Origin of the sequence: Hydrogenophaga sp. R2 (assembly GCF_049843595.1) — a bacterium.
In the GTDB taxonomy this organism is placed as follows: domain Bacteria; phylum Pseudomonadota; class Gammaproteobacteria; order Burkholderiales; family Burkholderiaceae_C; genus Hydrogenophaga.
The window spans coordinates 154199-181198 of sequence record NZ_JBBHZN010000002.1; the positions used below are offsets into that span (position 1 = coordinate 154199).

At 67.3% G+C, this 27000-nt stretch carries 27 protein-coding genes; all 27 read right to left on the bottom strand.

Translation table 11 applies throughout. The annotated features are described in order from the left end of the window. Window positions 1–3: 3 nt before the first annotated feature. Window positions 4–393, bottom strand: a complete 390-nt coding sequence (gene hisI / locus WD026_RS09230) for a phosphoribosyl-AMP cyclohydrolase (RefSeq protein WP_425723373.1) — start codon at window positions 391–393, stop codon at window positions 4–6. After that, complete coding sequence (gene hisF, locus WD026_RS09235; protein WP_425723374.1) at window positions 393–1172, bottom strand: imidazole glycerol phosphate synthase subunit HisF; 780 nt, start codon at window positions 1170–1172, stop codon at window positions 393–395. The genes hisI and hisF overlap by 1 nt, the downstream gene beginning before the upstream one ends. A 3-nt stretch (window positions 1173–1175) precedes the next feature. Beyond that, window positions 1176–1916 carry a 1-(5-phosphoribosyl)-5-[(5-phosphoribosylamino)methylideneamino]imidazole-4-carboxamide isomerase gene (gene hisA, locus WD026_RS09240; protein WP_425723375.1) on the bottom strand — a complete coding sequence of 247 codons (741 nt, stop codon included), beginning with the start codon at window positions 1914–1916 and terminating at the stop codon, window positions 1176–1178. A gap of 21 nt (window positions 1917–1937) precedes the next feature. After that, window positions 1938–2600: an imidazole glycerol phosphate synthase subunit HisH gene (gene hisH / locus WD026_RS09245; protein ID WP_425723376.1), complete on the bottom strand. Its 663-nt coding sequence runs from the start codon at window positions 2598–2600 to the stop codon at window positions 1938–1940. Between the two features lie 14 nt (window positions 2601–2614). After that, the gene (gene hisB, locus WD026_RS09250; RefSeq protein ID WP_425723377.1) at window positions 2615–3244 is read right to left on the bottom strand and encodes an imidazoleglycerol-phosphate dehydratase HisB; all 630 of its coding nucleotides are present in this window, start codon (window positions 3242–3244) and stop codon (window positions 2615–2617) included. Next, window positions 3241–4335: a histidinol-phosphate transaminase gene (gene hisC / locus WD026_RS09255; protein WP_425723378.1), complete on the bottom strand. Its 1095-nt coding sequence runs from the start codon at window positions 4333–4335 to the stop codon at window positions 3241–3243. The genes hisB and hisC overlap by 4 nt, the downstream gene beginning before the upstream one ends. Beyond that, the gene (gene hisD, locus WD026_RS09260) at window positions 4332–5687 is read right to left on the bottom strand and encodes a histidinol dehydrogenase (RefSeq protein ID WP_425723379.1); all 1356 of its coding nucleotides are present in this window, start codon (window positions 5685–5687) and stop codon (window positions 4332–4334) included. The genes hisC and hisD overlap by 4 nt, the downstream gene beginning before the upstream one ends. Further along, complete coding sequence (gene hisG / locus WD026_RS09265; RefSeq protein ID WP_425723380.1) at window positions 5684–6343, bottom strand: ATP phosphoribosyltransferase; 660 nt, start codon at window positions 6341–6343, stop codon at window positions 5684–5686. Before hisG ends, hisD begins: the two co-directional genes overlap by 4 nt. Next, window positions 6340–7617, bottom strand: a complete 1278-nt coding sequence (gene murA, locus WD026_RS09270; protein ID WP_425723381.1) for a UDP-N-acetylglucosamine 1-carboxyvinyltransferase — start codon at window positions 7615–7617, stop codon at window positions 6340–6342. Before murA ends, hisG begins: the two co-directional genes overlap by 4 nt. Window position 7618: 1 nt before the next feature. Continuing rightward, on the bottom strand, window positions 7619–7858 hold the full coding sequence (locus WD026_RS09275) for a BolA family protein (protein WP_425723382.1): 240 nt from the start codon (window positions 7856–7858) through the stop codon (window positions 7619–7621). A gap of 1 nt (window position 7859) precedes the next feature. After that, window positions 7860–8615 carry an ABC transporter permease gene (locus tag WD026_RS09280; RefSeq protein ID WP_425723383.1) on the bottom strand — a complete coding sequence of 252 codons (756 nt, stop codon included), beginning with the start codon at window positions 8613–8615 and terminating at the stop codon, window positions 7860–7862. Then, complete coding sequence (locus WD026_RS09285) at window positions 8612–9559, bottom strand: ABC transporter ATP-binding protein (protein WP_425723384.1); 948 nt, start codon at window positions 9557–9559, stop codon at window positions 8612–8614. The genes WD026_RS09280 and WD026_RS09285 overlap by 4 nt, the downstream gene beginning before the upstream one ends. Window positions 9560–9653: 94 nt before the next feature. Then, complete coding sequence (locus tag WD026_RS09290; RefSeq protein ID WP_425723385.1) at window positions 9654–9941, bottom strand: STAS domain-containing protein; 288 nt, start codon at window positions 9939–9941, stop codon at window positions 9654–9656. Window positions 9942–9973: 32 nt separating this feature from the next. Beyond that, window positions 9974–10594 (bottom strand): MlaC/ttg2D family ABC transporter substrate-binding protein, encoded by a 621-nt coding sequence (locus WD026_RS09295; protein WP_425723386.1) that lies wholly within the window; start codon window positions 10592–10594, stop codon window positions 9974–9976. A 109-nt stretch (window positions 10595–10703) separates the two neighbouring features. Continuing rightward, complete coding sequence (locus WD026_RS09300) at window positions 10704–11438, bottom strand: MlaA family lipoprotein (RefSeq protein WP_425723387.1); 735 nt, start codon at window positions 11436–11438, stop codon at window positions 10704–10706. Window positions 11439–11469: 31 nt separating this feature from the next. Next, a complete protein-coding gene (mlaD, locus tag WD026_RS09305; RefSeq protein ID WP_425723388.1) occupies window positions 11470–11949 on the bottom strand; it encodes an outer membrane lipid asymmetry maintenance protein MlaD in 480 nt (159 codons plus the stop codon). An 18-nt stretch (window positions 11950–11967) separates the two neighbouring features. Continuing rightward, window positions 11968–12750 (bottom strand): lipid asymmetry maintenance ABC transporter permease subunit MlaE, encoded by a 783-nt coding sequence (mlaE, locus tag WD026_RS09310; protein ID WP_425723389.1) that lies wholly within the window; start codon window positions 12748–12750, stop codon window positions 11968–11970. After that, a complete protein-coding gene (locus tag WD026_RS09315; protein WP_425723390.1) occupies window positions 12747–13601 on the bottom strand; it encodes an ABC transporter ATP-binding protein in 855 nt (284 codons plus the stop codon). The genes mlaE and WD026_RS09315 overlap by 4 nt, the downstream gene beginning before the upstream one ends. 52 nt (window positions 13602–13653) lie before the next feature. Then, the gene (locus WD026_RS09320; RefSeq protein ID WP_425723391.1) at window positions 13654–15120 is read right to left on the bottom strand and encodes a glutamate synthase subunit beta; all 1467 of its coding nucleotides are present in this window, start codon (window positions 15118–15120) and stop codon (window positions 13654–13656) included. Between the two features lie 36 nt (window positions 15121–15156). Then, window positions 15157–19887: a glutamate synthase-related protein gene (locus WD026_RS09325; RefSeq protein ID WP_425723392.1), complete on the bottom strand. Its 4731-nt coding sequence runs from the start codon at window positions 19885–19887 to the stop codon at window positions 15157–15159. Window positions 19888–20018: 131 nt separating this feature from the next. After that, window positions 20019–20744 carry a transposase gene (locus tag WD026_RS09330; protein WP_425723393.1) on the bottom strand — a complete coding sequence of 242 codons (726 nt, stop codon included), beginning with the start codon at window positions 20742–20744 and terminating at the stop codon, window positions 20019–20021. Between the two features lie 10 nt (window positions 20745–20754). After that, on the bottom strand, window positions 20755–21924 hold the full coding sequence (locus WD026_RS09335; protein WP_425723394.1) for a deoxyguanosinetriphosphate triphosphohydrolase: 1170 nt from the start codon (window positions 21922–21924) through the stop codon (window positions 20755–20757). Beyond that, on the bottom strand, window positions 21921–23042 hold the full coding sequence (gene aroB / locus WD026_RS09340) for a 3-dehydroquinate synthase (protein ID WP_425723395.1): 1122 nt from the start codon (window positions 23040–23042) through the stop codon (window positions 21921–21923). The genes WD026_RS09335 and aroB overlap by 4 nt, the downstream gene beginning before the upstream one ends. 73 nt (window positions 23043–23115) lie before the next feature. Further along, the gene (locus WD026_RS09345; RefSeq protein WP_425723396.1) at window positions 23116–23664 is read right to left on the bottom strand and encodes a shikimate kinase; all 549 of its coding nucleotides are present in this window, start codon (window positions 23662–23664) and stop codon (window positions 23116–23118) included. Beyond that, the gene (pilQ, locus tag WD026_RS09350) at window positions 23661–25787 is read right to left on the bottom strand and encodes a type IV pilus secretin PilQ (RefSeq protein WP_425723397.1); all 2127 of its coding nucleotides are present in this window, start codon (window positions 25785–25787) and stop codon (window positions 23661–23663) included. The genes WD026_RS09345 and pilQ overlap by 4 nt, the downstream gene beginning before the upstream one ends. Further along, window positions 25784–26335 (bottom strand): pilus assembly protein PilP, encoded by a 552-nt coding sequence (locus WD026_RS09355; RefSeq protein ID WP_425723744.1) that lies wholly within the window; start codon window positions 26333–26335, stop codon window positions 25784–25786. The genes pilQ and WD026_RS09355 overlap by 4 nt, the downstream gene beginning before the upstream one ends. After that, window positions 26335–26994, bottom strand: coding sequence for a type 4a pilus biogenesis protein PilO (locus tag WD026_RS09360; RefSeq protein ID WP_425723398.1), 660 nt, complete (start codon window positions 26992–26994; stop codon window positions 26335–26337). Before WD026_RS09360 ends, WD026_RS09355 begins: the two co-directional genes overlap by 1 nt. Window positions 26995–27000 lie beyond the last annotated feature (6 nt).

Consider the following 27000-nt stretch of genomic DNA (forward strand, 5'->3'; position numbering starts at 1 on the left):
GCGTCACTTGTAGATGGAGGTCGGGTCTTTGAGGACCGGTTCGACCGTGTGCCAGGCACCGGCCTCGTAGCGCTGGAAGAAGCAGCTGTGGCGTCCGGTGTGGCAGGCAATCCCTGGCTCGTGGCCGAGCTGGGTCACCTTGAGCAGCACCACATCGTTGTCGCAGTCCAGGCGGATGTCGTGCACCTGCTGCACATGGCCCGATTCTTCGCCCTTGAACCAGAGCTTGCCGCGCGAGCGGCTGAAGTACACCGCGCGGCCCAGTTCGGCGGTCTTCGCCAGGGCCTCGCGGTTCATCCAGGCGAACATCAGCACATCGCCGGTGGCCGCTTCCTGCGCGATCACCGGCACCAGGCCCTGGTCGTCCCACTTCACGGTATCGAGCCAGTCCATCAAAGCCTCACCGGAATGCCGCGCTCGGCCATGCGGGCCTTGGCCTGAGCGACCGTGTACTCGCCGTAGTGGAAGATGCTGGCGGCCAGCACCGCATCGGCCCCGCCCTGCTGAACGCCGTCGGCCAGGTGATCGAGGTTGCCGACGCCCCCGGAGGCGATCACCGGCACCGGCACCGCATCGGCCACGGCACGGGTCAGGGCCAGATCGAAACCGGACTTGGTGCCGTCGCGGTCCATGCTGGTGAGCAGGATCTCCCCCGCGCCGAAGTCGGCCATCTGCCGGGCCCAGGCCACGGCGTCCAGCCCGGTGTTCTTGCGCCCGCCGTGGCTGTACACGTCCCAGCCCTCGCCCCGGGCGGCCAGGTCATCACCCTGGCGGCGTTTGGCGTCGATGGCCACCACGATGCATTGCGAGCCGTACTTGTCGGCCGCCTCGCGGATGACCGGGGGGTTGGCAATGGCGGCGGAATTGAAGCTGGTCTTGTCGGCGCCGGCGTTGAGCAGGCGGCGCACATCCTCCACCGTGCGCACTCCCCCACCCACGGTGAGCGGGATGAACACCTGGGACGCCACCGCCTCGATGATGGGCAGGATGAGGTCGCGGCCGTCGGAGGTGGCGGTGATGTCGAGGAAGGTGAGTTCGTCGGCGCCCTGCTCGTTGTAGCGGGCCGCGATCTCCACCGGATCGCCGGCGTCACGCAGTTCGACGAAATTGACGCCCTTGACCACCCGGCCGCCGGTGACGTCCAGGCAGGGAATGATGCGTTTAGCGAGCATCGGTCATCCGTTGAGCTCGTCGGCCAGGGCCTGGGCGGCCTCGAAGTCCAGATCGCCGCTGTAGATGGAGCGGCCGCAGATCACGCCCTCGATGCCCTCTTCCTCGACCGCACAGAGCCGGCGGATGTCCTCCATGTTGGACAGTCCCCCGGAGGCGATCACCGGGATGGTGAGGGCCTGGGCCAGCTTGACCGTGGCCTCGATGTTGATGCCGCTGAGCATGCCGTCGCGACCGATGTCGGTGTAGATGATGGATTCGACGCCGTAGTCCTCGAACTTTTTGGCCAGATCGACCACCTCGTGGCCGGTGAGCTTGCTCCAGCCGTCGGTGGCGACCTTGCCGTCCTTGGCGTCCAGTCCCACGATGATGTGGCCGCCGAACGCCGTGCAGGCGTCCTGCAGGAAGCCGGGGTTCTTGACCGCCGCGGTGCCGATGATCACGTAGCGCAGGCCGGCATCCAGGTAGCGCTCGATGGTGTCCAGATCGCGGATGCCGCCACCGAGCTGCACATCCACCTCGGAGCCGATGTCCTTGAGGATGGCGCGGATGGCCTGTTCGTTCTTGGGCTTGCCGGCAAAGGCGCCGTTGAGGTCGACCAGGTGCACCCGGCGGGCGCCCCGGTTGACCCAGCTGCGGGCCATGGCTGCCGGGTCTTCGCCGAACACCGTCGATTGGTCCATGTCGCCCTGTTTGAGGCGAACACACTGGCCGTCTTTCAGATCAATGGCAGGAATCAGCAGCATGGTGGGCAGGAGCGTGAACGCTCAGGGTTGCCAGGTGAGGAAGTTGCGGTACAGCGCCAACCCTTGGGCAGCGCTCTTTTCCGGGTGGAACTGGGTGGCGAAAATGTTATCCCGTGCGATGGCCGATGCAAACCGGCCACCGTAATCGGTCTCGCCCGCCACATGGGCGGCCCGGGCCGGGCGGGCATGAAAACTGTGCACGAAATAGAAGTGGGCACCGTCGGGAATGCCCTGCCACAGCGCGTGGGCCGGGCCATGCGGCAGCGCGTGGAACACTTGGTTCCAGCCCATCTGCGGCACCTTGAAGCGGCTGCCGTCGGGCTGGTGCCGGCCTTCGAGCTGGAAACGCACCACGTCGCCAGGGATCAGGCCGAGGCCGTCGGTGGGGCCTTCCTCGCTGCGCTCCAGCAGCATCTGCATGCCCACGCACACACCGAACAGCGGCTTGTGCGCGGCCGCGTGCAGCACGGCATCGAGCAGGCCGGAGGCCGAGAGCTCGCGCATGCAGTCGGCCATGTGGCCCTGACCGGGCAGCACCACGCGGCCGGCGTTCATGACGGTCGAGGCATCGGATGTGACCACCACGTCCACCCCGCTGCCCTGGGCCGCATGGATGACGGCCTGCGAGACCGAGCGCAGGTTGCCGCTGCCGTAGTCGACCACGGCCACTGTCTGGGATTTCATCGCGCCGGGTTTGCTCAGAGCGAGCCCTTGGTGGAAGGAATCACGTCGCCCATGCGCGGATCGCGCTCGATGGCCATGCGCACTGCGCGGGCAAAAGCCTTGAACACGGTCTCGGCCTGATGGTGGGCGTTCTCGCCGTGCAGGTTGTCGATGTGCAGGGTCACGCCGGCATGGTTGACGAAACCCTGGAAGAACTCGTAGGCCAGCTGGGTGTCGAAAGCACCCACCATGCCGCTCTTGAACGGCACACGCATGTGCAGGCCGGGGCGGCCGGAAAAATCGATCACCACGCGCGACAGCGCCTCGTCCAGCGGCACATAGGCATGGCCGTAGCGGCGGATGCCCTTCTTGTCGCCCACGGCCTTGGCAAAGGCCTGGCCCAGGGTGATGCCCACGTCTTCCACCGTGTGGTGACCGTCGATGTGCAGGTCGCCCACGGCCTGGATCTGCAGGTCGATCAGCCCGTGGCGGGCGATCTGGTCGAGCATGTGGTCGAAGAAGCCGATGCCGGTGGACAGCACCGACACGCCGGTGCCGTCCAGGTTGATGCGCACGCCGATCTGCGTCTCGCTGGTGTTGCGCTGCACGTCGGCGGTGCGGTCGCCGGGGCGCGGCGCGGGAAAGGCGGTGGGCGTGGAGGTCATAGGACGGTGGGGAAGGCGCTCAGCAGCCGGGCGTTTTCGGCGGGGGTTCCCACCGTCAGGCGCAGGCACCGGGCCAGCAACGGATGCATTTTAGAAACATTCTTCACCAGCAGGCCGGCGGCCTTGAGGCCGTCGAAGGCGCGTTGTGCGTCGGGCACCCGCACCAGCACCATGTTGCCCTCGCTGGGGAAGGGCTCGACACCGGGCATGGCGGCCAGCGCCGCGATGAGCGCGGTGCGCTCGCGGCGGATCTCGGCAGCCTGCTCGGCGAACACGGTCTGGTGTTCGAGCGCGAACAGCGCGCACTCGGCGTTGAGCACGCTGATGTTGTAGGGCGGGCGCAGCTTGTCCACCTCGGCCACCAGGCGGGCCGCACCCACCATGTAGCCGATGCGCACACCGGCGAGCCCGAACTTGGACAGCGTGCGCATGAGCAGCACATGGGCATGGGCCTCGGGTTCGGCGCGCATGGCGTCCAGCCAGGTGCGGCTGGAAAACGGCTGGTAGGCCTCGTCCATGACCACCAGACCACCGAACTGCGCGGCCTCGTCGATGAGGCGCCGGATGACGCCGGCGTCCCACAGGTTGGCGGTGGGATTGTTGGGGTAGGCCAGGTAGGTGATGGCCGGACGGTGCTCACGCAGGGCCGCCACCATGGCGGCCTCGTCGAGCTGGAAGTCGGCCGCCAGCGGCACGCCGTGGAAGGCCAGGCCCTGCAGGCGGGCGCTCATGGCATACATGACGAAGCCCGGCTCGGGCGCCAGGATGCTGGCGCCGGGCCGGTCGCAGGCCATGGCCAGCAGGGAAATGAGCTCGTCCGACCCGTTGCCCAGCATCAGGCCGAAGCCGGGTGGCAGATCGACGTGCTGCGCCAGCGCGGCCTTGAGATCGTCCACGCGGGGGCCGGGATAGCGGTTCAGCGCCACGGCGCCCAGCCGCTCGCCCAGGGCCTGTTGCAGCGGCTCGGGCAGGCGGTAGGGGTTCTCCATGGCGTCGAGCTTGACCATGCCGGTGGCGTCCTGCACCGCATAGGCGTGCATGGACTGCACGTCCTGCCGGATCATGCCCAGGGGGTCGGGGCGCTGGCTCATGCGGCCCCCCGCATGGGTGGCACCGGGTCAAGCCGCAGCTCGGCGGCGCGGGCGTGGGCCTGCAGGCCTTCGCCGTAGGCGAGTTCGGCCGCCACCTGGCCCAGGCCCTGGGCGCCGGCAGCGCTCACCTCGATCAGGCTGCTGCGCTTCTGGAAGTCGTACACGCCCAGCGGCGAGCTGAAGCGCGCCGTGCCGCTGGTGGGCAGCACGTGGTTGGGGCCGGCGCAGTAATCGCCCAGGCTCTCGCTGGTGTAGGCACCCAGGAAGATGGCGCCGGCATGCCGGAGCAGCGGCTCCCAGCGGTGCGGATCGCGGCTGGAGACCTCCAGGTGCTCGGGCGCGATGCGGTTGCTGATGGCACAGGCCTCGTCCATGCTGCGGGTGTGGATCAGCGCACCGCGGTCGTTCAGGCTCTTGGCGATGATGGCCGCGCGCGGCATGGTGGGCAGCAGCCGGTCGATGGCGGCCTGCACCGCGTCGATGTAGGCAGCGTCCGGGCACAGCAGGATGCTCTGCGCCAGCTCGTCGTGCTCGGCCTGGCTGAACAGGTCCATGGCCACCCAGTCGGCCGGCGTGGTGCCGTCGGCCAGCACCAGGATCTCGCTGGGGCCGGCGATCATGTCGATGCCCACGGTGCCGAACACATGCTTCTTGGCGCTGGCCACATAGGCATTGCCGGGGCCGGTGATCTTGTCGACCTTGGGCACGGTGGCCGTGCCGTAAGCCAGTGCGGCCACCGCCTGCGCGCCGCCGATGGTGAAGGCCCGCGAGACGCCGGCCACATGGGCCGCCGCCAGCACCAGCGGGTTGCGTTCACCGCGCGGCGTGGGCACCACCATGATGATCTCGCTCACGCCGGCCACATGGGCCGGGATGGCATTCATGAGCACGCTCGACGGGTAGGCCGCCTTGCCGCCGGGCACATAGATGCCCACGCGGTCCAGCGGCGTGACCTTCTGGCCCAGCAAGGTGCCGTCCTCGTCGCGGTAGGTCCAGCTCTCGCCGCTGGCTCGTTTCTGGGCCTCGTGATAACTGCGCACGCGGCGGGCAGCGGCCTCCAGCGCCTGGCGCTGGGCGGGCGGCAGGCTGTCGAAGGCAGCGCGCAGCTCGACCTGGGTCAGCTCCAGCGCCTTCAGGCCGTCGGCGTGCAGCCCGTCGAAGCGGGCGGTGTACTCCAGCACGGCGGCATCGCCCCGGGCACGCACGTCGGCCAGGATGTCGGCCACCCGCTGCTCGATGGCACCGTCGGTCTCGGCCGACCAGTGCAGCCGCTGCGCAAAGGCAGCCTCGAAATCGGGCTGGGAGGTGGACAGGCGCAGCGGCTGCGCCTGCAGGGGTGCGGGGGCGTTCATGTGCGGGGCTCCTGCGCGGTGGCAGCGGCAAAGGCGTCCAGCAGCGGCCGCAGACGGGCCTGCTTGAGCTTGAGCGACGCCTGGTTGACCACCAGTCGCGAACTGATGTCCATGATGCGTTCCACCTCGACCAGCTGGTTGGCCTTGAGCGTGTTGCCGGTGGAGACCAGATCGACGATGGCGTCGGCCAGGCCGGTCAGCGGGGCCAGCTCCATGCTGCCGTAGAGCTTGATCAGGTCCACATGCACGCCCTTGGTGGCGAAGAAGTCGCGCGCGATGGTGGTGTACTTGGTGGCCACGCGCAGGCGCGAACCCTGGCGCACGGCGGTGGCGTAATCAAAGTCGGACCGCACGGCCACGCTCACGCGGCAGCGGGCGATGCGCAGGTCCAGCGGCTGGTACAGGCCCTGGCCGCCGTGCTCGATGAGGGTGTCCTTGCCGGTCACGCCCAGGTCGGCGCCGCCATGCTCCACATAGGTGGGCACATCGGTGGCCCGCACCAGCACCACGCGCACGCCGGGCTGGTTGGTCGGCAGGATGAGCTTGCGCGACTTCTCGGGGTCTTCCAGCACCTCGATGCCGGCGGCCTTGAGCAGCGGCAGGGTCTCGTCGAAGATGCGGCCCTTGGACAGGGCCAGGGTGATGGTGTCGTTCATGAGATGCGTTCGATGTCGGCGCCGATGGCCCGCAGCTTGGACTCCATCTGGTCGTAGCCCCGGTCGAGGTGGTAGATGCGGTCGACCACGGTCTCGCCCTCGGCCACCAGGCCGGCGATCACCAGGCTGGCCGAGGCACGCAGGTCGGTGGCCATGACGGTGGCGCCTGACAGGCGCTCCACGCCCTCGATGACGGCGACCTTGCCGTCGGTCTGGATGCGCGCGCCCAGGCGCACCAGCTCGTTCACGTGCATGAACCGGTTCTCGAAGATGGTCTCGGTGACCTTGCTGGTGCCGTTGGAGATGCAGTTGAGCGCCATGAACTGGGCCTGCATGTCGGTCGGGAAGCCCGGGTACTCGGTGGTGCGGAAGGTCTGGGCCTTGAGGCGGCCGCTGGCGCGGATGCGGATGAAATCGCCCGCCGAGTTGCGGCCGGCCTCGATCTCGGCGCCAGCTTCGTGCAGCTTGTCGATGACGGCATCGAGGTGGTCGGCACGGCCGTGGCGCAGCACTACGTCGCCGCCGGTGGCGGCCACGGCGCACAGGAAGGTGCCCGCCTCGATGCGGTCGGCCACCACGCGGTGGGTGCAGCCGTTCAGTCGATCCACACCCTGCACATGGATGCGGCTGGTGCCGTGGCCCTCGATGCGGGCGCCCATGGCGATCAGCATCTCGGCCAGGTCGCCGATCTCGGGTTCCTGGGCGGCGTTCTCCAGCAGCGTCTCGCCCTCCGCCAGGGCAGCGGCCATCAGGAAGTTTTCGGTGCCGGTGACGGTGACCATGTCGGTGGCAATGCGTGCACCGTGCAGGCGGCTGCGGCCGGCCGGCAGACGGGCCACCATGTAGCCGTGCTCCACCACGATCTCGGCGCCCATGGCCTGCATGCCCTTGATGTGCTGGTCCACCGGGCGCGAGCCGATGGCACAACCACCGGGGAGCGACACCCTGGCCTGGCCGAAGCGGGCCAGCAGCGGGCCCAGCACCAGCACCGAGGCGCGCATGGTCTTGACCAGGTCGTACGGTGCCTCGGGCTTGAGGCTGTCCGGCGCGCGCAGGGTGATGCTGCCGGGCTCGTCGTTGCGCGCCTGCACCCCCATGTTCTCCAGCAGCTGGCGCATGGTGGTCACATCGCGCAGGCGCGGCACGTTCTGCAGCGTGACCGGCTGATCGGTCAGCAAGGCCGCACACAGCTCGGGCAGGGCCGCGTTCTTGGCGCCGGAGATCGGCACCTCGCCAGTCAGGGTGTTGCCACCTCGGATGCGCAGTTTGTCCATGTCAGGCCTGGGCCGCCCATTCGGCCGGGGTGTGGGTCTTCATCGACAGGGCATGAACCTCGTCGGTGCGGATGCGTTCGCCCAGGGTGGCGTACACGCGCTGGTGGCGCTGGATCAGGCGCAGGCCTTCGAAGGCCGGCGACACGATGACCGCTGCCCAGTGGCGACCGTCACCGGTGACTTCGATGTGGTCGCAGGGCAGGCCGGCTGCGATGATGTTCTGGAGTTGGTCGGCGGTCATGTCAGTGTCGGATCTTGTAGCCGGTCTTGAGCAGGTGCAGGGCCAGGGCGCTGACCACGGCCAGCGCGGCGGCCACCAGCCCCAGGCTGATCCATGGCGAGACGTCGCTCTGGCCGAAGAAGCCGTAGCGGAAGCCGTCGATCATGTAGAAGAAGGGGTTGAGGTGACTGACCTGCTGCCAGAAAGCCGGCAGGGAGTGGATGGAGTAGAACACGCCCGAGAGGAAGGTCATGGGCACGATGATGAAGTTCTGGAAGGCCGCCATCTGGTCGAACTTCTCGGCCCACAGACCGGCGATCACGCCCAGCGCACCCAGCAGGGCGGCGCCCATCAGACCGAACACCACGATCCACAACGGCGCCACCACGGTCGGCTGCGCAAACCACCAGGTGGCCAGCATCACCCCGGCCCCCACGGCCATGCCGCGCAGCACCGACGAGCCCACATAGGCCACGAACCAGGCGCGGTGCGACAGCGGGGTGAGCAGCAGGAAGACCAGGTTGCCCATGATCTTGCTCTGGATGAGCGAGCTGCTGCTGTTGGCGAACGCGTTCTGCAACACGCTCATCATGACCAGACCGGGCAGCAGGAAGGCGGTGTAGTTGACCGAGTCGTACACCTGCACCCGGTCTTCCAGCACATGGCCGAAAATCATGAGGTACAGGATGGCGGTGATCACGGGGGCCGCCACGGTCTGGAAGCCGACCTTCCAGAAGCGCAGCACCTCCTTGTAGAACAGGGTCTGCCAGCCGGTCATGCCGCCACCTCCTCGGCCACCGGGGCGGTGATCGTGGGCGGCGTGCTGCCGGTGAGGGCCAGGAACACGTCCTCCAGATCGGGCTTGCGGATCTCGATGTCTTCCGGGGTGATGGCCGCTTCACGCAGCCGGGCCAGCAGGCGCTCCACCGCCAGCGCGTCGGCCGCCGGCAGCTGCACCACACGGCCGGTGACGCGGGCCTGCACGGCCAGATCGGCCGGCAACGCCGCATCGGTCTTGAAGCGCAGCACCTGGGACGAAGAGCGCGCCAGCAGCGACGAGGTGCTCTCCAGCGCCACCACCTGGCCCTGCTTGAGCATGGCGATGCGGTTGCACAGGGCTTCGGCTTCTTCCAGGTAGTGGGTCGTGAGCAGCACCGTGCTGCCCAGGCGCTTGTTCAGGCCGGAGACGAACTGCCACAGGGTCTGGCGCAGCTCCACGTCGACGCCGGCGGTGGGTTCATCGAGCACGATGACCGGGGGCTTGTGCACCAGGGCCTGGGCGATCAGCACCCGGCGCTTCATGCCGCCGGAGAGCTGGCGCATGTTGGCGTTGGCCTTGTCGGACAGACCCAGGCCTGCCAGCAGCTCGTCGATCCAGTCGTCGTTGCGCCGCACGCCGAAGTAGCCGGACTGGATGCGCAACGCCTCGCGCACATTGAAGAAGGGATCGAACACCAGCTCCTGCGGCACCACACCCAGCTGCCGGCGGGCGGCCTGGTAGTCGGACTGCACGTCGTGGCCAAGCACCGTCACCCGGCCTTCGGTGGCGCGGCTCAGGCCGGCCAGGATGCTGATGAGCGTGGTCTTGCCGGCGCCGTTGGGGCCGAGCAGGCCAAAAAACTCTCCGGGCTCGATGTCGAAGGACACCGAGCGCAGCGCCTGGAAGGCGCCTCGGGCAGTGGTGTAGGTCTTGGAGACGTTCTGGAAGGAAACAGCTGGCATGCGCAGGCGGGACCGCAGGTCTCACCGGTGGGGCGCAGACCATCTGCGGATTCGGGTGAGCCGGCCATTTTAAGGCGGGGGGCCGCCGGTCGCCTCAGGCCGGGAGAAGCGACTCCACGCCGTACAGGGCCACCAGGTCGCGCAGCCGCGGCGGCAGGCCGGTGACCTGCAGCGACTTGCCCTGCTGCTGCAGGTCGCGGCCGACTTCGAGCAGGACGGCCACGGCCGATGAATCGAACTGGCGCAGGGCCGACGCATCTACCTGCACCACCGGGCCGGCCTGGGCCGCCACGGCAGACTGAAGGGACTGGAGGGTGGCCGCCGCTTCATGCAGCGTCAGGCGCTCGGGCAGGCGGGCCACCGGGTTCAAGGTATCGGTCACGGAAAGGCAGTCGGGAACGGAAAAAGGCGCGGTCAGCTCCGGGCGCTGTTGGTCTTGTTGCGCTGGGCCAGCGAGGCAATCAGCCCGTCGATGCCCTTGGCGGAGATTTCCTGCGCGAACTGGGTGCGGTAGGTTTCCACCAGCCACACACCCAGCACGTTGAGGTCGTAGATCTTCCAGCCGCCGGGCGTCTTTTCCAGGCGGTAGTCCAGCTGGATCGGCTCACCCCGGCCACGCACCTCGCTGCGCACGATGACCTCGGTGTCGGCGGCCTGCATGCGCAGGGGCTTGAAGCTCAGGGTCTGGTCCTTGACCTCGCCCAGGGCGCCGGAATAGGTGCGCACCAGCAGGGTCTTGAATTCGTCCTGCAGCTGCTTCTGCTGCTCGGGCGTGGCCTGGCGCCAGTAGCGGCCCACGGCCGAAGCGGTCATGCGCGTGAAGTTCACGTTCGGCATGATCTTCGTGTCGACCAGGTTGACGATGCGGTTGATGTCGCCGGCCTGAATGGCCGGGTCGGCCTTGACGGCATTGAGCACCTCGGTGGAGATGCGCTTGACCATGGCGTCGGGCGCCTCGTCGGATGCCATGGCGGGCAGGGCCCACGCAGCGGCAGAGAGGGACAGGATGGCAAGCCAGGAACGGCGCTGGATCATGGAAATTCCTTTCGTCAGGGGAAACCCGATGCTAGGGTTGCGACCACCGGACTTCATGTCCGGTTCCCGGGTCATTCGTTGCGATTCGTTTCGACGCGAATCGGAGTGATCACTCACCGTCGCCGATACCTATGCCTTTGTCGATCATGCGATCGATCTGGCTCTGGCGGCGGTTGAGGTAGAGATCGCGGGTGAAGCTGTACTTGTCGAGTGCGGCCTCTTCGAGCACGTTGGACGCGCCCAGCAGGCCGGCCCGGATGTCCACCACTTCAAGCGCCCACAGGGCATTGCGGTTGGCCTTGTTGTCGAGCTGGTTCAGCGGGTCGGCCGCCAGATCGACCACCAGGCCACCGGTGTCGCGCACCGACGAGGGGCCCAGGAACGGCAGCACCACGTACGGTCCGGAAGGCACGCCCCAGCGACCCATGGTCTGGCCGAAATCGATCTTGGTGCGCGGAATGCCGGCCTCGCTGGCGATGTCGAGCACGCCGCCCAGACCGAAGACGGTGTTGACGCTGAAGCGCATCAGGTTCTCGCCGGCCTCCCGGGGCCGCAGCTGGAACAGCGCGTTGAAGGTCGACCACAGATCGCCCAGGTTGGAGAAGAAGTTGGTCACCCCGGTGCGCACCGGCTGCGGCGTGACTTCCACGTAGGCCGTGGCCACCGGCTTGACCACCGCCGTGTCCACCGCGTCGTTGAAGCGGTACACGCCCCGGTTGAAGGGCTCCAGCGGGTCGCGGGGATTGGCGTCCGGTCCGGTGGCACAGCCGGCCAGCAGGGCCGTCATGCCCGCCAGGAAGGCCAGCTGCAGGCGGCGCGAGAAAGCGGTGGTGAAGGTGTTCATGGAAGGTCTCCGGTGCGGTCTGGGTGCGATCTCACTGGGCATCGTCGGCCGGCTTGCCTTCGGCCGCCTTGTTGAACAGGAACTGGCCGATCAGGTTTTCCAGGATGACGGCGGACTGGGTCTGGGTGATCACGGCGCCGGCAGCGATGTTCTCGGGGTCGCCGCCGGGCTCGATGCCGATGTACTGCTCGCCCAGCAGGCCGCTGGTGAGGATCTTCATCGAGCTGTCCTTGGGGAAGGCGTAACGCGACTCCAGCGCCAGCACCACATTGCCCTGGAAGGTCTTGTCGTCGAAGGTGATGGACTCCACCCGGCCCACCACCACACCGGCGCTGCGCACCGCCGCGCGGGGCTTGAGACCGCCGATGTTGTCGAAGCGGGCCGTCACCTTGTAGGTGGGCTCGAAATTGAGGGAGAGCAGGTTGGCCGACTGCAGCGCCAGGAACAGGATGGCGGCGGCGCCGATGAGGACGAAGAGGCCGACCCAGACATCGTTTTTGGAGGTGTTCATGGTGAGGGGTCCCGGGAATCAGATGCTGAACATCATGGCGGTGAGGACGAAGTCGAGTCCGAGCACGGCCAGGGAAGCCACCACCACGGTGCGGGTGGTGGCGCGCGACACGCCTTCGGGCGTGGGCTGGGCCATGTAACCCTGCAGCAGGGCCACAAAGGTGACGGTGAAGCCGAAGACGATGCTCTTGATGACGCCGTTGCCCACATCGGCCCACACATCCACGCCGCCCTGCATCTGGCTCCAGAAGGCGCCAGCGTCCACACCGATCATGAGCACGCCGACCACCCAGCCGCCGATGATGCCGACCGCGCTGAAGACCGCCGCCAGCAGGGGCAGCGTGATCACGCCGGCCCAGAAGCGCGGCGCCAGCACGCGCCGCACCGGGTCGACCGCCATCATTTCCATGGCGCTGAGCTGTTCGCCGGCCTTCATGAGGCCGATCTCGGCGGTGAGCGAGGTGCCGGCACGGCCCGCGAACAGCAGGGCGCTGACCACCGGACCGAGCTCGCGCACCAGGGACAGCGCCACCAGCAGGCCCAGCGCCTCGGTGGCGCCATAGCGCTGCAAGGTGTAGTAGCCCTGCAGCCCCAGCACGAAGCCCACGAACAGGCCCGACACACCGATGATGGCCAGGGAATAGTTGCCCAGGAAGTGGATCTGGTCGCGCACCAGGCCGAAGCGGCGCAGACTGGCACCGAACAGCGCCAGCAGCCGCATGAACAGGCGGGCGCCCAGGCCGATGCCGGCGAGCTTCAGGCGCACGGCGCGACCGATGCGGGCGGGATGCAGGGCCTTCATGCGCGGCCTCCCGGTCCGAAATCGGCCACCAGATCGGGGGCGGGATGGTGGAAACGCACCGGCCCGTCGGGCAGGGCATTGACGAACTGGTGCACCAGCGGGTCGGTGCTGTGGCGCACCTCGTCGGGCGTGCCCTGCGCCGCGATCCTGCCGTTGGCCAGCACGATCACCTGGTCGGCGATGTGGAAGGTCTCGTCCAGGTCGTGCGAGACCACGATGCTGGTCAGGCCCATGGCGTCGTTGAGCTGGCGGATCAGCCGGGCCGCCGTGCCCAGTGAGATGGGGTCCAGGCCGGCAAACGGCTCGTCGTACATGATGAGTTCGGGGTCGAGCGCGATGGCCCGCGCCAGCGCCACGCGCCGGGCCATGCCGCCGGAGAGCTCGCTGGGCATGAGGCTGCGGGCGCCGCGCAGGCCCACGGCGTTGAGCTTCATGAGCACGATGTCGCGCACCATGCTCTCGGGCAGCGAAGTGTGTTCGCGCAGCGGGAAGGCCACGTTGTCGAACACGCTCATGTCGGTGAACAAGGCGCCGAACTGGAACAGCATGCCCATGCGGCGGCGGGCCGCATACAGCCGGGCGGCGTCCATGGTGGTCACATCAGCGCCATCGAACACGGTCTGGCCCCGGTTGGCCCGGATCTGCCCGCCGATCAGGCGCAGCACCGTGGTCTTGCCGCCACCGGACGCGCCCATGAGCGCCGTGACCTTGCCACGGGGCACGGTCAGCGAGATGTCGTCCAGGATGACGCGCTCACCGTAGCCGAAGGTGACACCGCGCAGTTCGACGAGGGGGGTGTGAGAGGTGGTGCTCATCAATGAAAAGCCGGGCTTGGAAACCCGGCTCTTCATGATAAGGGATGCGGGATAACCCGGGATTCCGGGTACCCGCCGGGCCGACGCTTCAGCGCGGCAGGTCGGAGTGGCCCATCAGGAACTCGTCGACCGCACGGGCGGCCTGACGCCCTTCGCGGATGGCCCAGACCACCAGCGACTGGCCCCGGCGGATGTCACCGGCCGCGAACACTTTGTTCACATTGGTCACGTAACCACCGGTGAAGTCGGTGCTGGCGCGGGCGTTGCCGCGGGCGTCCTTGTCGATGCCGAAGGCGTCCAGCACCGAGGCCACCGGGCTCACGAAGCCCATGGCCAGCAGCACCAGGTCGGCCTGGTATTCCTTCTCGGTGCCCGGGATCTCGACCAGCTTGCCATCCTTCATCTCGACATGCACCGTCTTCAGGCCGGTGACCTTGCCGTTCTTGCCGATGAATTCCTTGGTGGAGATGGCGAACTCGCGCTGGCAGCCCTCTTCGTGGCTGGAGCTGGTGCGCAGCTTGAGCGGCCAGTACGGCCACACCAGGGGCTTGTTCTCCTGCTCGGGCGGCTGGGGCATGACCTCGAACTGGGTCACGCTGACGGCACCGTGGCGGTTGCTGGTGCCCACGCAGTCGGAGCCGGTGTCGCCGCCACCGATCACGATGACATGCTTGCCGTCGGCGCGGATCTGGCCCTTGAGCTTGTCGCCGGCGTTCACCTTGTTCTGCATCGGCAGGAACTCCATGGCGAAGTGCACGCCATCGAGGTCACGGCCGGGCACCGGCAGGTCGCGGCTCTGTTCGGCACCACCGCACAGCAGCACAGCATCGAACTCGCTGCGCAGCTGCTCGGGCGAGATGGTTTCCTTGGCCCAGTTGGTGACCTTGCTGCCCTCGGGCAGCTGGCCCACCATCACGCCGGTGCGGAAGGTCACGCCTTCGGCTTGCATCTGCTCGACGCGGCGGTCGATGTGCGACTTCTCCATCTTGAAGTCGGGGATACCGTAGCGCAGCAGGCCACCGACGCGGTCGTTCTTCTCGAACACGGTCACGTCGTGACCGGCGCGCGCCAGCTGCTGGGCCGCGGCCATGCCGGCCGGGCCGGAACCCACCACGGCCACCTTCTTGCCGGTCTTGTGGCGCGGCGGCTGCGGCTTGACCCAGCCTTCGTTCCAGGCGCGGTCGATGATGGCGTGCTCGATGGACTTGATGCCCACGGCATCGTCGTTCACGTTGAGCGTGCAGGCCGCCTCGCAGGGTGCGGGGCAGATGCGGCCGGTGAACTCGGGGAAATTGTTGGTGCTGTGCAGCACGGTGATGGCATTGAGCCAGTCACCCTCGTACACCAGGTTGTTGAAGTCCGGAATGATGTTGTTGACCGGGCAGCCGTTGTTGCAGAACGGCGTGCCGCAGTCCATGCAGCGGGCAGCCTGCACCTTGGATTGCGCCTCGGTCAGGCCGATGACGAATTCCTTGTAGTGCTTCACGCGCTCCGGGACAGGCTTGTAGCCCTCTTCCAGTCGCTCGTATTCCATGAAGCCGGTGACTTTTCCCATGGTGATCTTCCTTCGTGGGTCGGTGCGTTGTTCGGTTTACTTGACAGCGGCAGTGCGCTTGGCCGGGGCCTTGGCAGCAGGGGCCGTGGCGCCGGCAGCGGCCTTGCGGGCAGCGATCTCGCCCAGGGCACGCTTGTATTCGTTCGGGAACACCTTGACGAACTTGGCGCGCGAGGCCGCCCAGTTGTCCAGCAGCTCGCGGGCGCGCTTGCTGCCGGTCCAGCGGTTGTGGTCTTCCAGCAGCTTCTTGAGCTGGGCTTCGTCGGTCTGGCCCCGGTGCCAGATGGCCTTGTCCATGGTGGCCTCCTGCTCGGCGGCCGGCAACACCTTCTCCATGCTGACCATGGCGGTGTTGCAGCGCTCGGCGAAGCGGCCGTCCTCGTCGTACACATAGGCCACACCGCCGCTCATGCCGGCGGCAAAGTTGCGGCCGGTCTTGCCCAGCACCGCGACGGTGCCGCCGGTCATGTACTCGCAGCCATGGTCACCGGTACCTTCGACCACGGCCGTGGCACCGGACAGACGCACCGCAAAGCGCTCGCCACCCACGCCGCTGAAGAAGGCTTCACCGCTGGTGGCGCCATACATTACCGTGTTGCCGACGATGATGTTGCGCGCCGCCTCACCCCGGAAGTCGATGCTGGGACGCACCACCACGCGGCCGCCCGAGAGGCCCTTGCCGGTGTAGTCGTTGGCATCGCCGATCAGGTAGAGCGTGATGCCCTTGGCCAGGAAGGCGCCGAAGGACTGGCCGCCCGTGCCTTCGAGCTGGATGCGGATGGTGTCGTCCGGCAGGCCTTCGGGATGGAGCTTGGTCAGCTCACCGGACAGCATGGCGCCCACCGAGCGGTTGACGTTGCGCGCCACCTCGATGAACTGCACCCGCTCGCCCTTTTCCAGCGCCGGCTTGGCACGCTCGATCAGCACGCGGTCCAGCGATTTCTCCAGGCCGTGCTCCTGCTCTTCGGTGTGCAGGCGCGGCACATCGGCCGGCACGGCCGGGGTGGCCAGCAGACGGGAGAAGTCCAGGCCACGGGCCTTCCAGTGCTCGATGCCGGCGCGCATGTCGAGCAGGTCGGCGCGGCCGATGAGTTCGTCGAACTTGCGCACGCCCAGCTGCGCCATGATCTGGCGCACTTCTTCAGCGATGAAGAAGAAGTAGTTGACGACGTGCTCGGGCTTGCCGGTGAATTTCTTGCGCAGCGCCGGGTCCTGGGTGGCCACGCCCACCGGGCAGGTGTTGAGGTGGCACTTGCGCATCATGATGCAGCCCTCGACCACCAGCGGCGCGGTGGCGAAGCCGAACTCGTCGGCGCCCAGCAGACCGGCAATCACCACGTCGCGGCCGGTCTTCATCTGGCCGTCGGCCTGAACACGGATGCGGCTGCGCAGGCGGTTGAGCACCAGGGTCTGCTGGGTCTCGGCCAGGCCGATCTCCCAGGGCGACCCGGCGTGCTTGATGGACGACCACGGCGAGGCGCCGGTGCCGCCGTCGTGGCCGGCGATCACCACATGGTCGGCCTTGCACTTGGCGACGCCTGCAGCGATGGTGCCCACACCCACTTCCGACACCAGCTTGACGCTGATGCTGGCGTGCGGTGCCACGTTCTTCAGGTCGTGGATGAGCTGGGCCAGGTCCTCGATGGAGTAGATGTCGTGGTGCGGCGGCGGGCTGATCAGGCCCACGCCCGGCACCGAGTAACGCAGCTTGCCGATGTACTCGGACACCTTGCCGCCGGGCAGCTGACCGCCCTCGCCCGGCTTGGCGCCCTGGGCCATCTTGATCTGCACCTGGTCGGCGCTCTGCAGGTATTCGGCGGTCACGCCGAACCGGCCCGAGGCCACCTGCTTGATGCGCGAACGCAGGCTGTCGCCGGCCTCCAGCGGCATGTCGACCTCGACCACGTCGTCACCGATGATGGACTTGAGGGTTTCGCCCTTCGTGATCTTGATGCCCTTGAGCTCGTTGCGGTAACGGCGCTCGTCCTCGCCGCCTTCGCCGGTGTTGCTCTTGCCGCCGATGCGGTTCATGGCCACGGCCAGCGTGGCATGGGCCTCGGTGGAGATGGAGCCCAGCGACATGGCGCCGGTGGCGAAGCGCTTGACGATCTCCTTGGCCGGCTCCACTTCGTCCAGCGGAATCGCCTTGGCCGGGTCGAAGCGGAACTCGAACAGACCGCGCAGCGTCATGTGGCGGCGGCTCTGGTCGTTGATCAGCTGGGCGTATTCCTTGTAGGTGCTCCAGTTGTTGGCCCGGGTGCTGTGCTGCAGCTTGGCAATGGCATCGGGCGTCCACATGTGCTCTTCGCCACGGGCGCGCCAGGCGTACTCGCCGCCGGTGTCCAGCATGGTGGCCAGCACCGGGTCGTCGCCGAAGGCGGCCTTGTGCATGCGGATGGCTTCTTCGGCGATCTCGAACACGCCGATGCCCTCGACCCGGCTGGCGGTGCCGGTGAAGTACTTGGCCACGGTGTCGCTGTTCAGGCCGATGGCCTCGAACAGCTGGGCGCCGCAGTACGACATGTAGGTGCTCACGCCCATCTTGGACATGATCTTGGACAGACCCTTGCCGATGGCCTTGACGTAGTTGTAGATCGCCTTGTCGGCGCTCAGGTCGCCCGGCAGGTCCTTGTGGATGTGGACCAGGGTCTCCATGGCCAGGTAGGGGTGCACGGCTTCGGCGCCGTAGCCGGCCAGCACGGCGAAGTGGTGCACCTCGCGGGCGGTGCCGGTCTCCACCACCAGGCCCACCGAGGTGCGCAGGCCTTCACGCACCAGGTGCTGGTGGATGGCGGAAAGGGCCAGCAGCGCCGGGATGGCGATCTGGGTGGGCGACACGGCGCGGTCGCTGATGATCAGGATGTTCTTGCCGCCCTTGATGGCGTCCACCGCGGCCGCGCACAGCGAAGCCAGCTTGGCTTCCACACCCTCGCGGCCCCAGGCCACCGGGTAGGTGATGTCCAGCGTGGCGCTGCGGAACTTGCCCTGGGTGGTGGCTTCGATGTCGCGCAGCTTGGCCATGTCCTGGAAGTCCAGCACCGGCTGGCTCACCTCCAGACGCATCGGCGGGTTGACCTGGTTGATGTCCAGCAGGTTGGGCTTGGGGCCGATGAAGGACACCAGCGACATCACGATGGCTTCGCGGATCGGGTCGATCGGCGGGTTGGTCACCTGGGCGAACAGCTGCTTGAAGTAGTTGTAGAGCGGCTTGTTCTTGTCGGACAGCACGGCCAGCGGGCTGTCGTTGCCCATGGAGCCGATGCCCTCCTCGCCGGCCTGTGCCATCGGGGCCAGCAGGAACTTGATGTCTTCCTGCGTCATGCCGAAAGCCTGCTGGCGGTCCAGCAGCGACACGGCGCCGTCCCGCGGCACTTCGGCGGCGTTGGGCTCCACGTCGTCGAGCTTGATCCGCAGGTTCTCGATCCACTGCTTGTAGGGCTTGCTGTTGGCGAGGTTGGCCTTGAGCTCCTCGTCGTCGATCATGCGGCCCTGCTCCAGGTCGATCAGGAACATCTTGCCGGGCTGCAGACGCCACTTGCGCACGATCTTGTTCTCGGGCACGGGCAGCACTCCGGACTCGGAGCCCATGATCACGAAGTCGTCGTCGGTGATGCAGTAGCGCGAGGGGCGCAGGCCGTTGCGGTCCAGCGTGGCGCCGATCTGGCGGCCGTCGGTGAACACGATGGAGGCCGGGCCGTCCCACGGCTCCATCATGGCGGCGTGGTACTCGTAGAAGGCCTTGCGGCGCTCGTCCATGGTGGTGTGCTGTTCCCACGGCTCGGGGATCATCATCATCACCGCCTGGGCCAGCGGGTAGCCGGCCATGGTCAGCAGTTCAAGGCAGTTGTCGAAGGTGGCGGTGTCGGACTGGCTGGGGAAGCTGATGGGGTAGAGCTTCTTCAGGTCGTCGCCCAGCACCGGGGAGCTCATCACGCCCTCGCGTGCCTTCATCCAGTTGTAGTTGCCCTTGACGGTGTTGATCTCGCCGTTGTGGGCCACGTAACGGTAGGGGTGGGCCAGCGGCCACTCGGGGAAGGTGTTGGTGGAGAAGCGCTGGTGCACCAGACCCAGGGCCGAGACGCAGCGGGCGTCCTGCAGGTCCTTGAAATAGGTGCCCACCTGATCGGCCAGCAGCAGGCCCTTGTAGACCACGGTGCGGCTGCTCATGCTCACCACGTAGTACTCCTTGGAGTGCGTGAGCTTGAGGCGCTGGATGGCGGCGCTGGCGGTCTTGCGGATCACGTAGAGCTTGCGCTCCAGGGCGTCCTGCACGATCACGTCGTTGCCGCGGCCGATGAACACCTGGCGGATGATGGGTTCCTTCTCTCGCACGGTGGGCGACATCGGCATGTCGGCGTTCACCGGCACATCGCGCCAGCCCAGCAGCACCTGGCCTTCGGCGGCAATGGCGCGCTCCATTTCCTGCTCGCAGGCCAGGCGGCTGGCGTGCTCCTTGGGCATGAAGATCATGCCGACGCCGTACTCGCCCGCGGGCGGCAGGGTGACGCCCTGGGCCGCCATCTCTTCACGGTAGAGCGCATCGGGCATCTGGATCAGCAGGCCGGCGCCGTCGCCCATGAGCTTGTCGGCACCCACGGCACCCCGGTGGTCCAGGTTTTCCAGGATCTTGAGCGCCTGCTCCACGATGGCATGGCTCTTTTCGCCCTTGATGTGGGCCACGAAGCCCACGCCGCAGGCGTCGTGCTCGTTGGCCGGGTCGTACAGGCCGTGCTGCTGGAGGTGCTGTTGTTCGGCTGCCGTGTTCATGGCGCTTCCTTTGTTCGGTAGGTGCGTGGGGACGCAAAAACGGGAGGTGGGAGCTTATTGCAATGCAACACGTGTGCCAAGCCCAATTAAATGGGGTCAGACACTTAAATCAAACCTAACCCGAAGAATGATCAGGTAATTGGGGACAGATTAGAGTCGCCCGTGGCGGGCTCCGCCCTTCGCGGCCGGCCCGGCTGGCCCCGGCTCAGGCGCCGGCCGGTGCGGCGCTGCAATTCGGCGCGGTAGGCCTCGTCTCCCCAGGCCCAACCGTACAGGGCGGCGTCGACCAGGGCCGCCTCCCGCACCGGGCCGATGCCGGCGCGCACCGCGGCGGCGTACGCGGCCTCGCGGGCGAACGGGGTATTGCCCAGCCCCCAGTAGACCGCTGGCGGCGCCACCTGGCGGTGCACGCCGAGCCCGGCGTAGTGCGCGTGGCTGGACCATCGGTAGGCGCCCGGCTCCGCCGCCAGCCCCAGCCGCACCGGGTGCAGGTCCAGATAGACCATGCAGTCCAGCAGATGGGCATCGGGCTGCACCAGGGTGCTGCGGTAACGCCCCTCCCACAGGGTGCCGGTGCGCTGGTGGCGGTCGTTGAAGTAGCGCACATGGCTGCGACCCAGGGCCTGCATCAGGCGCGGCACACCGTCGCCGGTGTCGGGGGTGAGCAGCAGGTGAAAGTGGTTGTCGACGATCACCCAGGCATGCACCGCCACCCGCTGGTTGCGGGCCTGCTGGAAGATGGCCTGCAGCAGGTGCTCGCGGTCGGCGTCGTCGCGCACGATGGCCTGGCGGTCGTTGCCCCGCAGCACCACATGGTGCGGTTCGCCGGCCAGGGTGAGTCGGGGCTGACGGGCCATGGCACCGGCCTCAGGGAAACAGGGTGGCGCCCGACAGGCGCTCGTGCTCGCGGATGGCAAAGCGGTCGGTCATGCCGGCGATGTAGTCGGCCACCGCACGGGGCAGGTGCTCGCGGCTGGCATGGGCTTCGGGCAGCTGGGCCGGGTCGGACAGGTAGGCCTGGAACAGATCGCCCACCACCTGCTTCGCCCGGCCGGTGGTTTCCATCACCTGCGGATGGCGGTAGAGGTTGCGCAGCAGGAAGGTCTTGAGCGCCTGGCTGCGCTGGCGCATGTCGGCCGAGAAGGTGACCAGCGGGCGGGAGCGACGGACGTCCTCCACGCTGGACACGCCGGCCTGGGCCAGGGCGCGCTGGGTGGCGTCGATGACGTCATAGACCTGATCGCTGAGCATGAGCCGGATCGACTCGAACAGCAGCCGGCGCCCGGTCAGCCGGGGATGACTGGCCAGGGCGCGGCGGCGGTAGTCGTCGAACAGTGGCACCTGTTCGAGCTGCTCCAGGGTGATGAGGCCGGACCGCACACCGTCGTCGATGTCGTGGGCGTTGTAGGCAATCTCGTCGGCAAGGTTGCACAACTGGGCCTCGAGCGACGGTGAGCCGCCATGCAGGAACCGGTGGGCCACGCCGCCCGGCTCCTGCGCCTCCAGCCGCTCGGCGTTGCGGCGCGAACAGTGCTTGAGGATGCCCTCGCGGGTCTCGAACGACAGGTTGAGGCCGTCGAACGCGGGGTAACGCTCTTCCAGTTCGTCCACCACACGCAGGCTCTGCAGGTTGTGCTCGAAACCCCAGCCGTCCAGGGACGTGCCCTGGTCGCTGCAGCGCTGCATGCACTCGTGCAGTGCGTCCTGCCCGGCATGGCCAAAGGGGGTATGGCCAAGGTCATGCGCCAGCGCAATGGCCTCCACCAGGTCCTCATTGAGCCGGAGCGACCGGGCAATCGACCGCCCCAGCTGCGCCACCTCCAGCGAATGGGTCAGCCGGGTACGGAACAGGTCGCCCTCGTGGTTCAGGAAGACCTGCGTCTTGTAGACCAGCCGGCGGAAGGCGGTGGAGTGGATGACGCGGTCGCGGTCGCGCTGGAAGGCGGTGCGCGTGGGCGCCGCCGCCTCGGGGTGACGCCGCCCCCGGGAGGCCGCCGGGTCGCAGGCGCAGGGGTCCAGACCGGCGCCGCTCCTCATGCCACGCTGGATTCGGCGATCACCCGGGCCACGGTGGCATCGGGCACCGGGCACATCACGGCCGATCCGGGCGGGTCGATCACCACGAAACGGATCTCGCCAGCCTCGGCCTTCTTGTCCACCCGCATCAGCGACAGCCAGCGACCGGCGTTGTCCTGCGCGTCCAGCACCGGCGCCACCGACGGCAGACCGGCGCGCTGCACCAGGGCCTGCAGCCGGGCCACGAAAGCCGCGTCCACCCGACCCAGTGCCTGGGACAGGCGGGCCGCCATGACCATGCCGCAACCCACGGCCTCGCCGTGCAGCCAGGCGCCATAACCCATGCCGGCCTCGATGGCGTGGCCGAAGGTGTGACCGAAATTGAGGATGGCCCGCAGACCCGACTCGCGCTCGTCCTGCCCCACCACCAGGGCCTTGATCTCGCAGCTGCGCTGCACCGCATGCGCCAGCGCAGCCGGATCGCGCGCCACCAAGGCATCGATGTTCGCCTCGATCCAGTCGAGAAAGGCCATGTCGGCGATCGGGCCGTACTTGATGACCTCGGCCAGACCGGCGCTGAGTTCTCGCGGCGGCAGGGTATCGAGCGTGTCCAGATCGCAGATCACGCGCAGCGGCTGGTAGAACGCGCCGATCATGTTCTTGCCCAGCGGATGGTTGATGGCCGTCTTGCCGCCCACCGACGAATCCACCTGGGCCAGCAAGGTGGTGGGCACCTGCACGAAGGGCACCCCCCGCATGTAGCTGGCGGCGGCAAATCCCGTCATGTCGCCGATCACTCCGCCGCCCAGCGCATAGAGCACCGTCTTGCGGTCGCAGGCCGATCCCAGCAGGGCATCGAAGATGAGCTGCAGGGTCTGCCAGTCCTTGTGCGATTCGCCGTCCGGCAACACCACCTGCAGCACCCGTGCGTGACGGGTCTGCAGCGCCCCGGTGAGGGACTGCAGGTACAGGGGCGCCACCGTGGTGTTGGTGACGATCATGGCCGTGCCGCCCTGGGGCAGGCCTTCATAACTCTGGGGACGGGCGAGCAGCCCGGCGCCGATCAGGATGTCGTAACTGCGATCCCCCAGGTCGATGCGAACCTGGGCGGCGGGGGGGCTGGCGTGAGGTGCTGGCATGCCCGAAGTGTAGGCGCTGCTGTCGACCCGGACAGAAATCGGGGTCGGAATCACTGCCAGGGTCGGGTGGCGGTCAGGTGCGCGGGTTCGGTGGGGATCGGCCGATGTCCGACATGTCGAGCTGCATGACGATCATGTTGACCAGTGTGGCCACCGATGGCCGTCCGGTGTCGATGGTGAAGTGTGCGGTCTCGGCGTACAGCGGATCGCGCTGGGCATGCAGATCGCGCAGTTTCTGCATCGGGTCGTCCACCTGGAGCAGCGGCCGGTTGCGGTCATGCCGCACGCGTCGGAACACCTCCTCGGGCGACGACCGCAGGTACACCACCACTGCGTGGTCGTGCAGCACGCGCCGGTTCTCGTCCCGCAGGACAGACCCGCCTCCGGTGGACAGCACCTTGGCATCACCGGCGGCCAGTTCGGCGATGACTTCGGCTTCGATATCGCGAAACCGGCCCTCGCCCTGCTGCTCGAAGAACACCTTGATGGGACAACCGATGCGCTGCTCGATGACGGCGTCGGAATCGAAGAAAGGCAGCCCGAGCCTGCGCGCGAGCTGCCTTCCGATGGTGGACTTGCCCGACCCGGGCAGGCCCACCAGGGCCACCGTACGGGACGTCAATTCGAAACCGTGCGACCCAGCACCCGGGGGGTGATGAAGATGAGCAGTTCGGACTTGTTGGAGATCCGGTTGCGCGTCTTGAACAGATTGCCCACGCCCGGCAGATCACCCAGCAGCGGCACCTTGTCCACTTCGTTGCGGTCGGTCTGCTCGAAGATGCCGCCGATGACCACCGTGCCGCCGTTTTCAACCAGCACCTGGGTCTTCACGTGCTTGGTGTTGATGGCGATGCCGTCCGGCGTCACATCGCCCGGGCTGTCCTTGTTCACGTCCAGATCCAGAATGATGTTGCCTTCCGGCGTGATCTGGGGCGTGACCTCCAGCTTGAGGTTGGCCTTGCGGAACGCAATCGCCGTCGCACCACTGGACGTGGCCGTCTGGTACGGGATCTCGGTACCCTGCTCGATCAGGGCCTTGACCTGATCGGCCGTGACCACACGCGGGCTCGACACGATGCGACCCTTGCCGTCGGACTCCAGGGCGGAGACTTCCAGCGCCAGGAAACGGGTGGCGCTCGGGCTGAACAGCGAGAGTGCGTAGGTGGCGGCCGCGTTGTTGGACGGGTTGGCCGGCAGGTTCACGAAGGGCAGCGAGGTCAGGCTGGGCTGGCCCGCACTGGTCACGGCACCATAGTTGGAGCCGAAGTTGCCACGCACCGAGTTGCCGCCGGTGTCGGGCGACTGGCGGATGCCACCGCCCAGACGCACACCGATGGACTTGCTGAAGGTGTCGTCGGCCTCGACGATGCGGGCCTCGATCATCACCTGGCGGATCGGGATGTCGAGCTTGTTGATGAGCTCCTGGACCTGCTGCAGTCGCGAGGGCGTGTCGGTCACGAACAGCTGGTTGGTGCGCGGCTCAGAGATCACGCTGCCCCGGTTGGACAGGATGCTCGCGTTGCCACCACTGCCGGCCGTTGCGCCCGACGATGCACCGGAGTTGCGCAGCTGGGCAGCAATGTCCGCCGCCTTGGCATAGTTCATCTGGAACGACTGGGTGCGCAGCACCTCCAGGCTCTCGATGGAGGCCTTGGATTCCAGTTCCTGCTTTTCACGCGCAGTGATCTCGTCCTTGGGTGCGATCCAGATCACGTTGCCCGACTTGCGCATGCCCAGGCCCTTGGCCTGCATGATGATGTCCAGCGCTTGGTCCCAGGGAACGTCCTTCAGGCGCAGCGTGACCGAGCCGGTGACCGAATCGGAGGTGACGATGTTGAAACTGGTGAAGTCGGCGATCACCTGCAGCAGGGAACGGACTTCGATGTTCTGGAAGTTCAGCGACAGCTTCTCGCCGGTGTAACCGGGGCCCTGGCTCAGCTTGGCGGGATCGATCTTCTGCTCGCGCACTTCCAGCACGAACTGGTTGTCGCTCTGGTAGGCAGAGTGATCCCAGGCACCGGTGGGCGTGACCACCATCCGGACCCGGTCGCCGATCTGGCTGGTGACGATGGTCTGCACCGGCGTGCCGAAATCGGTCACGTCCAGGCGGCGACGCAGGCCCTCGGGCAGCGAGGTCTTCAGAAAGTCCACTACCAGGGTCGAACCCTGGGGACGGATATCCACCCCGACCTGGCTGCTGGCCAGCTCGACCACGATCCGGCCGGTGCCTCCGTTGCCGCGGCGGAAATCGATGTCGCGCAAGGCCGCCACGTCCAGCGTGCGGCTTTCGGCAAAGGGCGCGGGCGGCTGGGTCTGGGCGCTGACCGCCTCGTTGCGGTCCATCAGCACCAGCAGGGTGTTGCCTTCGATCCGGGTCTGGTAGGCCGCCGACTGCTTGAGGTTGATGACCACACGGGTACGGTCACCCGCCTGGACCACGTTGGCCGAGCGCAGGTTGCCCTCGTTGATGTCGACCGTGCTGCGGCCGATGGCATTGGTCACGCCCGGGAAATCCAGCGCAATCCGGGCGGGCGCCTGGATGGTGAAGCCCGCCGGGGGTGCCTTGAGCGGCTCCTTCGTGACGATGCGGATCACCTCGGTGCCGCCCTGCATGCCACCAGTCACCGACTCGATGGTGTTCTGAGCGTAGGCCCAGACGCAGGATGTGGACAGCACCACCCAGAGTGCTGCGCGTTTCAACCGGGACCCTGCGCCGCTGCCGGTAGTCCGATATGCCTTGTTCATTTGGAATTTCCCTCTACCAATTGCAGCGCTGCGGGGCGCTCAGTCCATTCGCCGGTCGAATCCTGGACGATTTCTCGAAGCACCACCTCGGTTTCACTGATGCGCAGTACGCGCCCGTAATTCAGTCCGAGGTAGTTGCCGGCCTTGACCTGGTACAACAGGCCGCCGACCTTCACCAGAGCCACCAGCGAACCGCCGCGATCCAGGCTGCCCACCATGGACATGGTGTCCAGCGGGAAAGCCTCCAGCGGTTCGCGGCGCCGATTGAGTTCGGGCTCGATGAGCGCCGAGCTGGCGGCCGGTCCTGCGGCGGCGCCGCGCAGCACGCTCTCCAGCTTCTCGGTGCTGAATGGCGGCAGGCCGCTGGCGGCGCTGTAGGGCTCCGGGTTGAACTTGGTGGGCTCGGGAATGGGCTGAACCGACGGCTTGATGCTGTTGCGCTCAGCCTGCATCCAGGCGCGAATGTCGTCCTGCTGTGCGCCGCCACAGGCGGTCAGCCCGGCCGTGGTGGCCAGCAGGCAGAGGGCAGAGATCGTGCGGCGTCGTATCACTTCTTGCCTCCCTGCTGGGCGGCGATCTCTTCCTGATCGAGGTAACGGAAGGTCTTGGCGGTGCCCTCCATGCTCAGGGTGTTCCGGTCTCGGCCCGGGGCCAGGGACAGGTTGTTCAGGGTGACGATCCGGGAGAGGTTGGCCACGTCGGCAGCAAACAGTCCGATGTCGTGGTAGCTGCCGGTGACCCGGATGGAAATGGGCAATTCGGCGTAGTACTGCTTGACCGACACCTGCCCTGGCCTGAACAACTCGAACTGAAGGCTGCGGCCCAGGCCCGCCTGGTTGATGTCGGACAGCAACGCATCCATTTCAGCCTTGCTGGGCAGCTGCTTTTCAAGCTGGGTCACGTATTGCTGCACCTGCTCGAGCTGCTTCTTCAGCGCATCCAGGTTCACGGCCTGGACCAGCTTGGCACGGTAGGTGGTGCGCAACTCCGTTTCGCGGGACTGAGCCGCCAGCAGCTGGGCGTCCACGTCCTTGAGCCAGAAGAACCACAGCCCGCCGATGATGGCGGCACAGACCGCCACCAGCAGCAGGTTGCGCGGCAACGCAGGCCAGAGGGACGGGTCGTTGGGGTCCAGGTCGGAAAACTGGCTTCGCAGCTTGTCCTGGAGCACCTTGAAATCGATGTTGATGTTGGGAGATTTGGCCATCGTGCA

Bases quoted from the DNA above. Each gene is read 5' to 3' on its own strand.
- hisI (WP_425723373.1), bottom strand. From the start codon at position 393: ATGGACTGGCTCGATACCGTGAAGTGGGACGACCAGGGCCTGGTGCCG.
- hisF (WP_425723374.1), bottom strand. From the start codon at position 1,172: ATGCTCGCTAAACGCATCATTCCCTGCCTGGACGTCACCGGCGGCCGG.
- hisA (WP_425723375.1), bottom strand. From the start codon at position 1,916: ATGCTGCTGATTCCTGCCATTGATCTGAAAGACGGCCAGTGTGTTCGC.
- hisH (WP_425723376.1), bottom strand. From the start codon at position 2,600: ATGAAATCCCAGACAGTGGCCGTGGTCGACTACGGCAGCGGCAACCTG.
- hisB (WP_425723377.1), bottom strand. From the start codon at position 3,244: ATGACCTCCACGCCCACCGCCTTTCCCGCGCCGCGCCCCGGCGACCGC.
- hisC (WP_425723378.1), bottom strand. From the start codon at position 4,335: ATGAGCCAGCGCCCCGACCCCCTGGGCATGATCCGGCAGGACGTGCAG.
- hisD (WP_425723379.1), bottom strand. From the start codon at position 5,687: ATGAACGCCCCCGCACCCCTGCAGGCGCAGCCGCTGCGCCTGTCCACC.
- hisG (WP_425723380.1), bottom strand. From the start codon at position 6,343: ATGAACGACACCATCACCCTGGCCCTGTCCAAGGGCCGCATCTTCGAC.
- murA (WP_425723381.1), bottom strand. From the start codon at position 7,617: ATGGACAAACTGCGCATCCGAGGTGGCAACACCCTGACTGGCGAGGTG.
- WD026_RS09275 (WP_425723382.1), bottom strand. From the start codon at position 7,858: ATGACCGCCGACCAACTCCAGAACATCATCGCAGCCGGCCTGCCCTGC.
- WD026_RS09280 (WP_425723383.1), bottom strand. From the start codon at position 8,615: ATGACCGGCTGGCAGACCCTGTTCTACAAGGAGGTGCTGCGCTTCTGG.
- WD026_RS09285 (WP_425723384.1), bottom strand. From the start codon at position 9,559: ATGCCAGCTGTTTCCTTCCAGAACGTCTCCAAGACCTACACCACTGCC.
- WD026_RS09295 (WP_425723386.1), bottom strand. From the start codon at position 10,594: ATGATCCAGCGCCGTTCCTGGCTTGCCATCCTGTCCCTCTCTGCCGCT.
- WD026_RS09300 (WP_425723387.1), bottom strand. From the start codon at position 11,438: ATGAACACCTTCACCACCGCTTTCTCGCGCCGCCTGCAGCTGGCCTTC.
- mlaD (WP_425723388.1), bottom strand. From the start codon at position 11,949: ATGAACACCTCCAAAAACGATGTCTGGGTCGGCCTCTTCGTCCTCATC.
- mlaE (WP_425723389.1), bottom strand. From the start codon at position 12,750: ATGAAGGCCCTGCATCCCGCCCGCATCGGTCGCGCCGTGCGCCTGAAG.
- WD026_RS09315 (WP_425723390.1), bottom strand. From the start codon at position 13,601: ATGAAGAGCCGGGTTTCCAAGCCCGGCTTTTCATTGATGAGCACCACC.
- WD026_RS09320 (WP_425723391.1), bottom strand. From the start codon at position 15,120: ATGGGAAAAGTCACCGGCTTCATGGAATACGAGCGACTGGAAGAGGGC.
- WD026_RS09325 (WP_425723392.1), bottom strand. From the start codon at position 19,887: ATGAACACGGCAGCCGAACAACAGCACCTCCAGCAGCACGGCCTGTAC.
- WD026_RS09330 (WP_425723393.1), bottom strand. From the start codon at position 20,744: ATGGCCCGTCAGCCCCGACTCACCCTGGCCGGCGAACCGCACCATGTG.
- WD026_RS09335 (WP_425723394.1), bottom strand. From the start codon at position 21,924: ATGAGGAGCGGCGCCGGTCTGGACCCCTGCGCCTGCGACCCGGCGGCC.
- aroB (WP_425723395.1), bottom strand. From the start codon at position 23,042: ATGCCAGCACCTCACGCCAGCCCCCCCGCCGCCCAGGTTCGCATCGAC.
- pilQ (WP_425723397.1), bottom strand. From the start codon at position 25,787: ATGAACAAGGCATATCGGACTACCGGCAGCGGCGCAGGGTCCCGGTTG.
- WD026_RS09360 (WP_425723398.1), bottom strand. From the start codon at position 26,994: ATGGCCAAATCTCCCAACATCAACATCGATTTCAAGGTGCTCCAGGAC.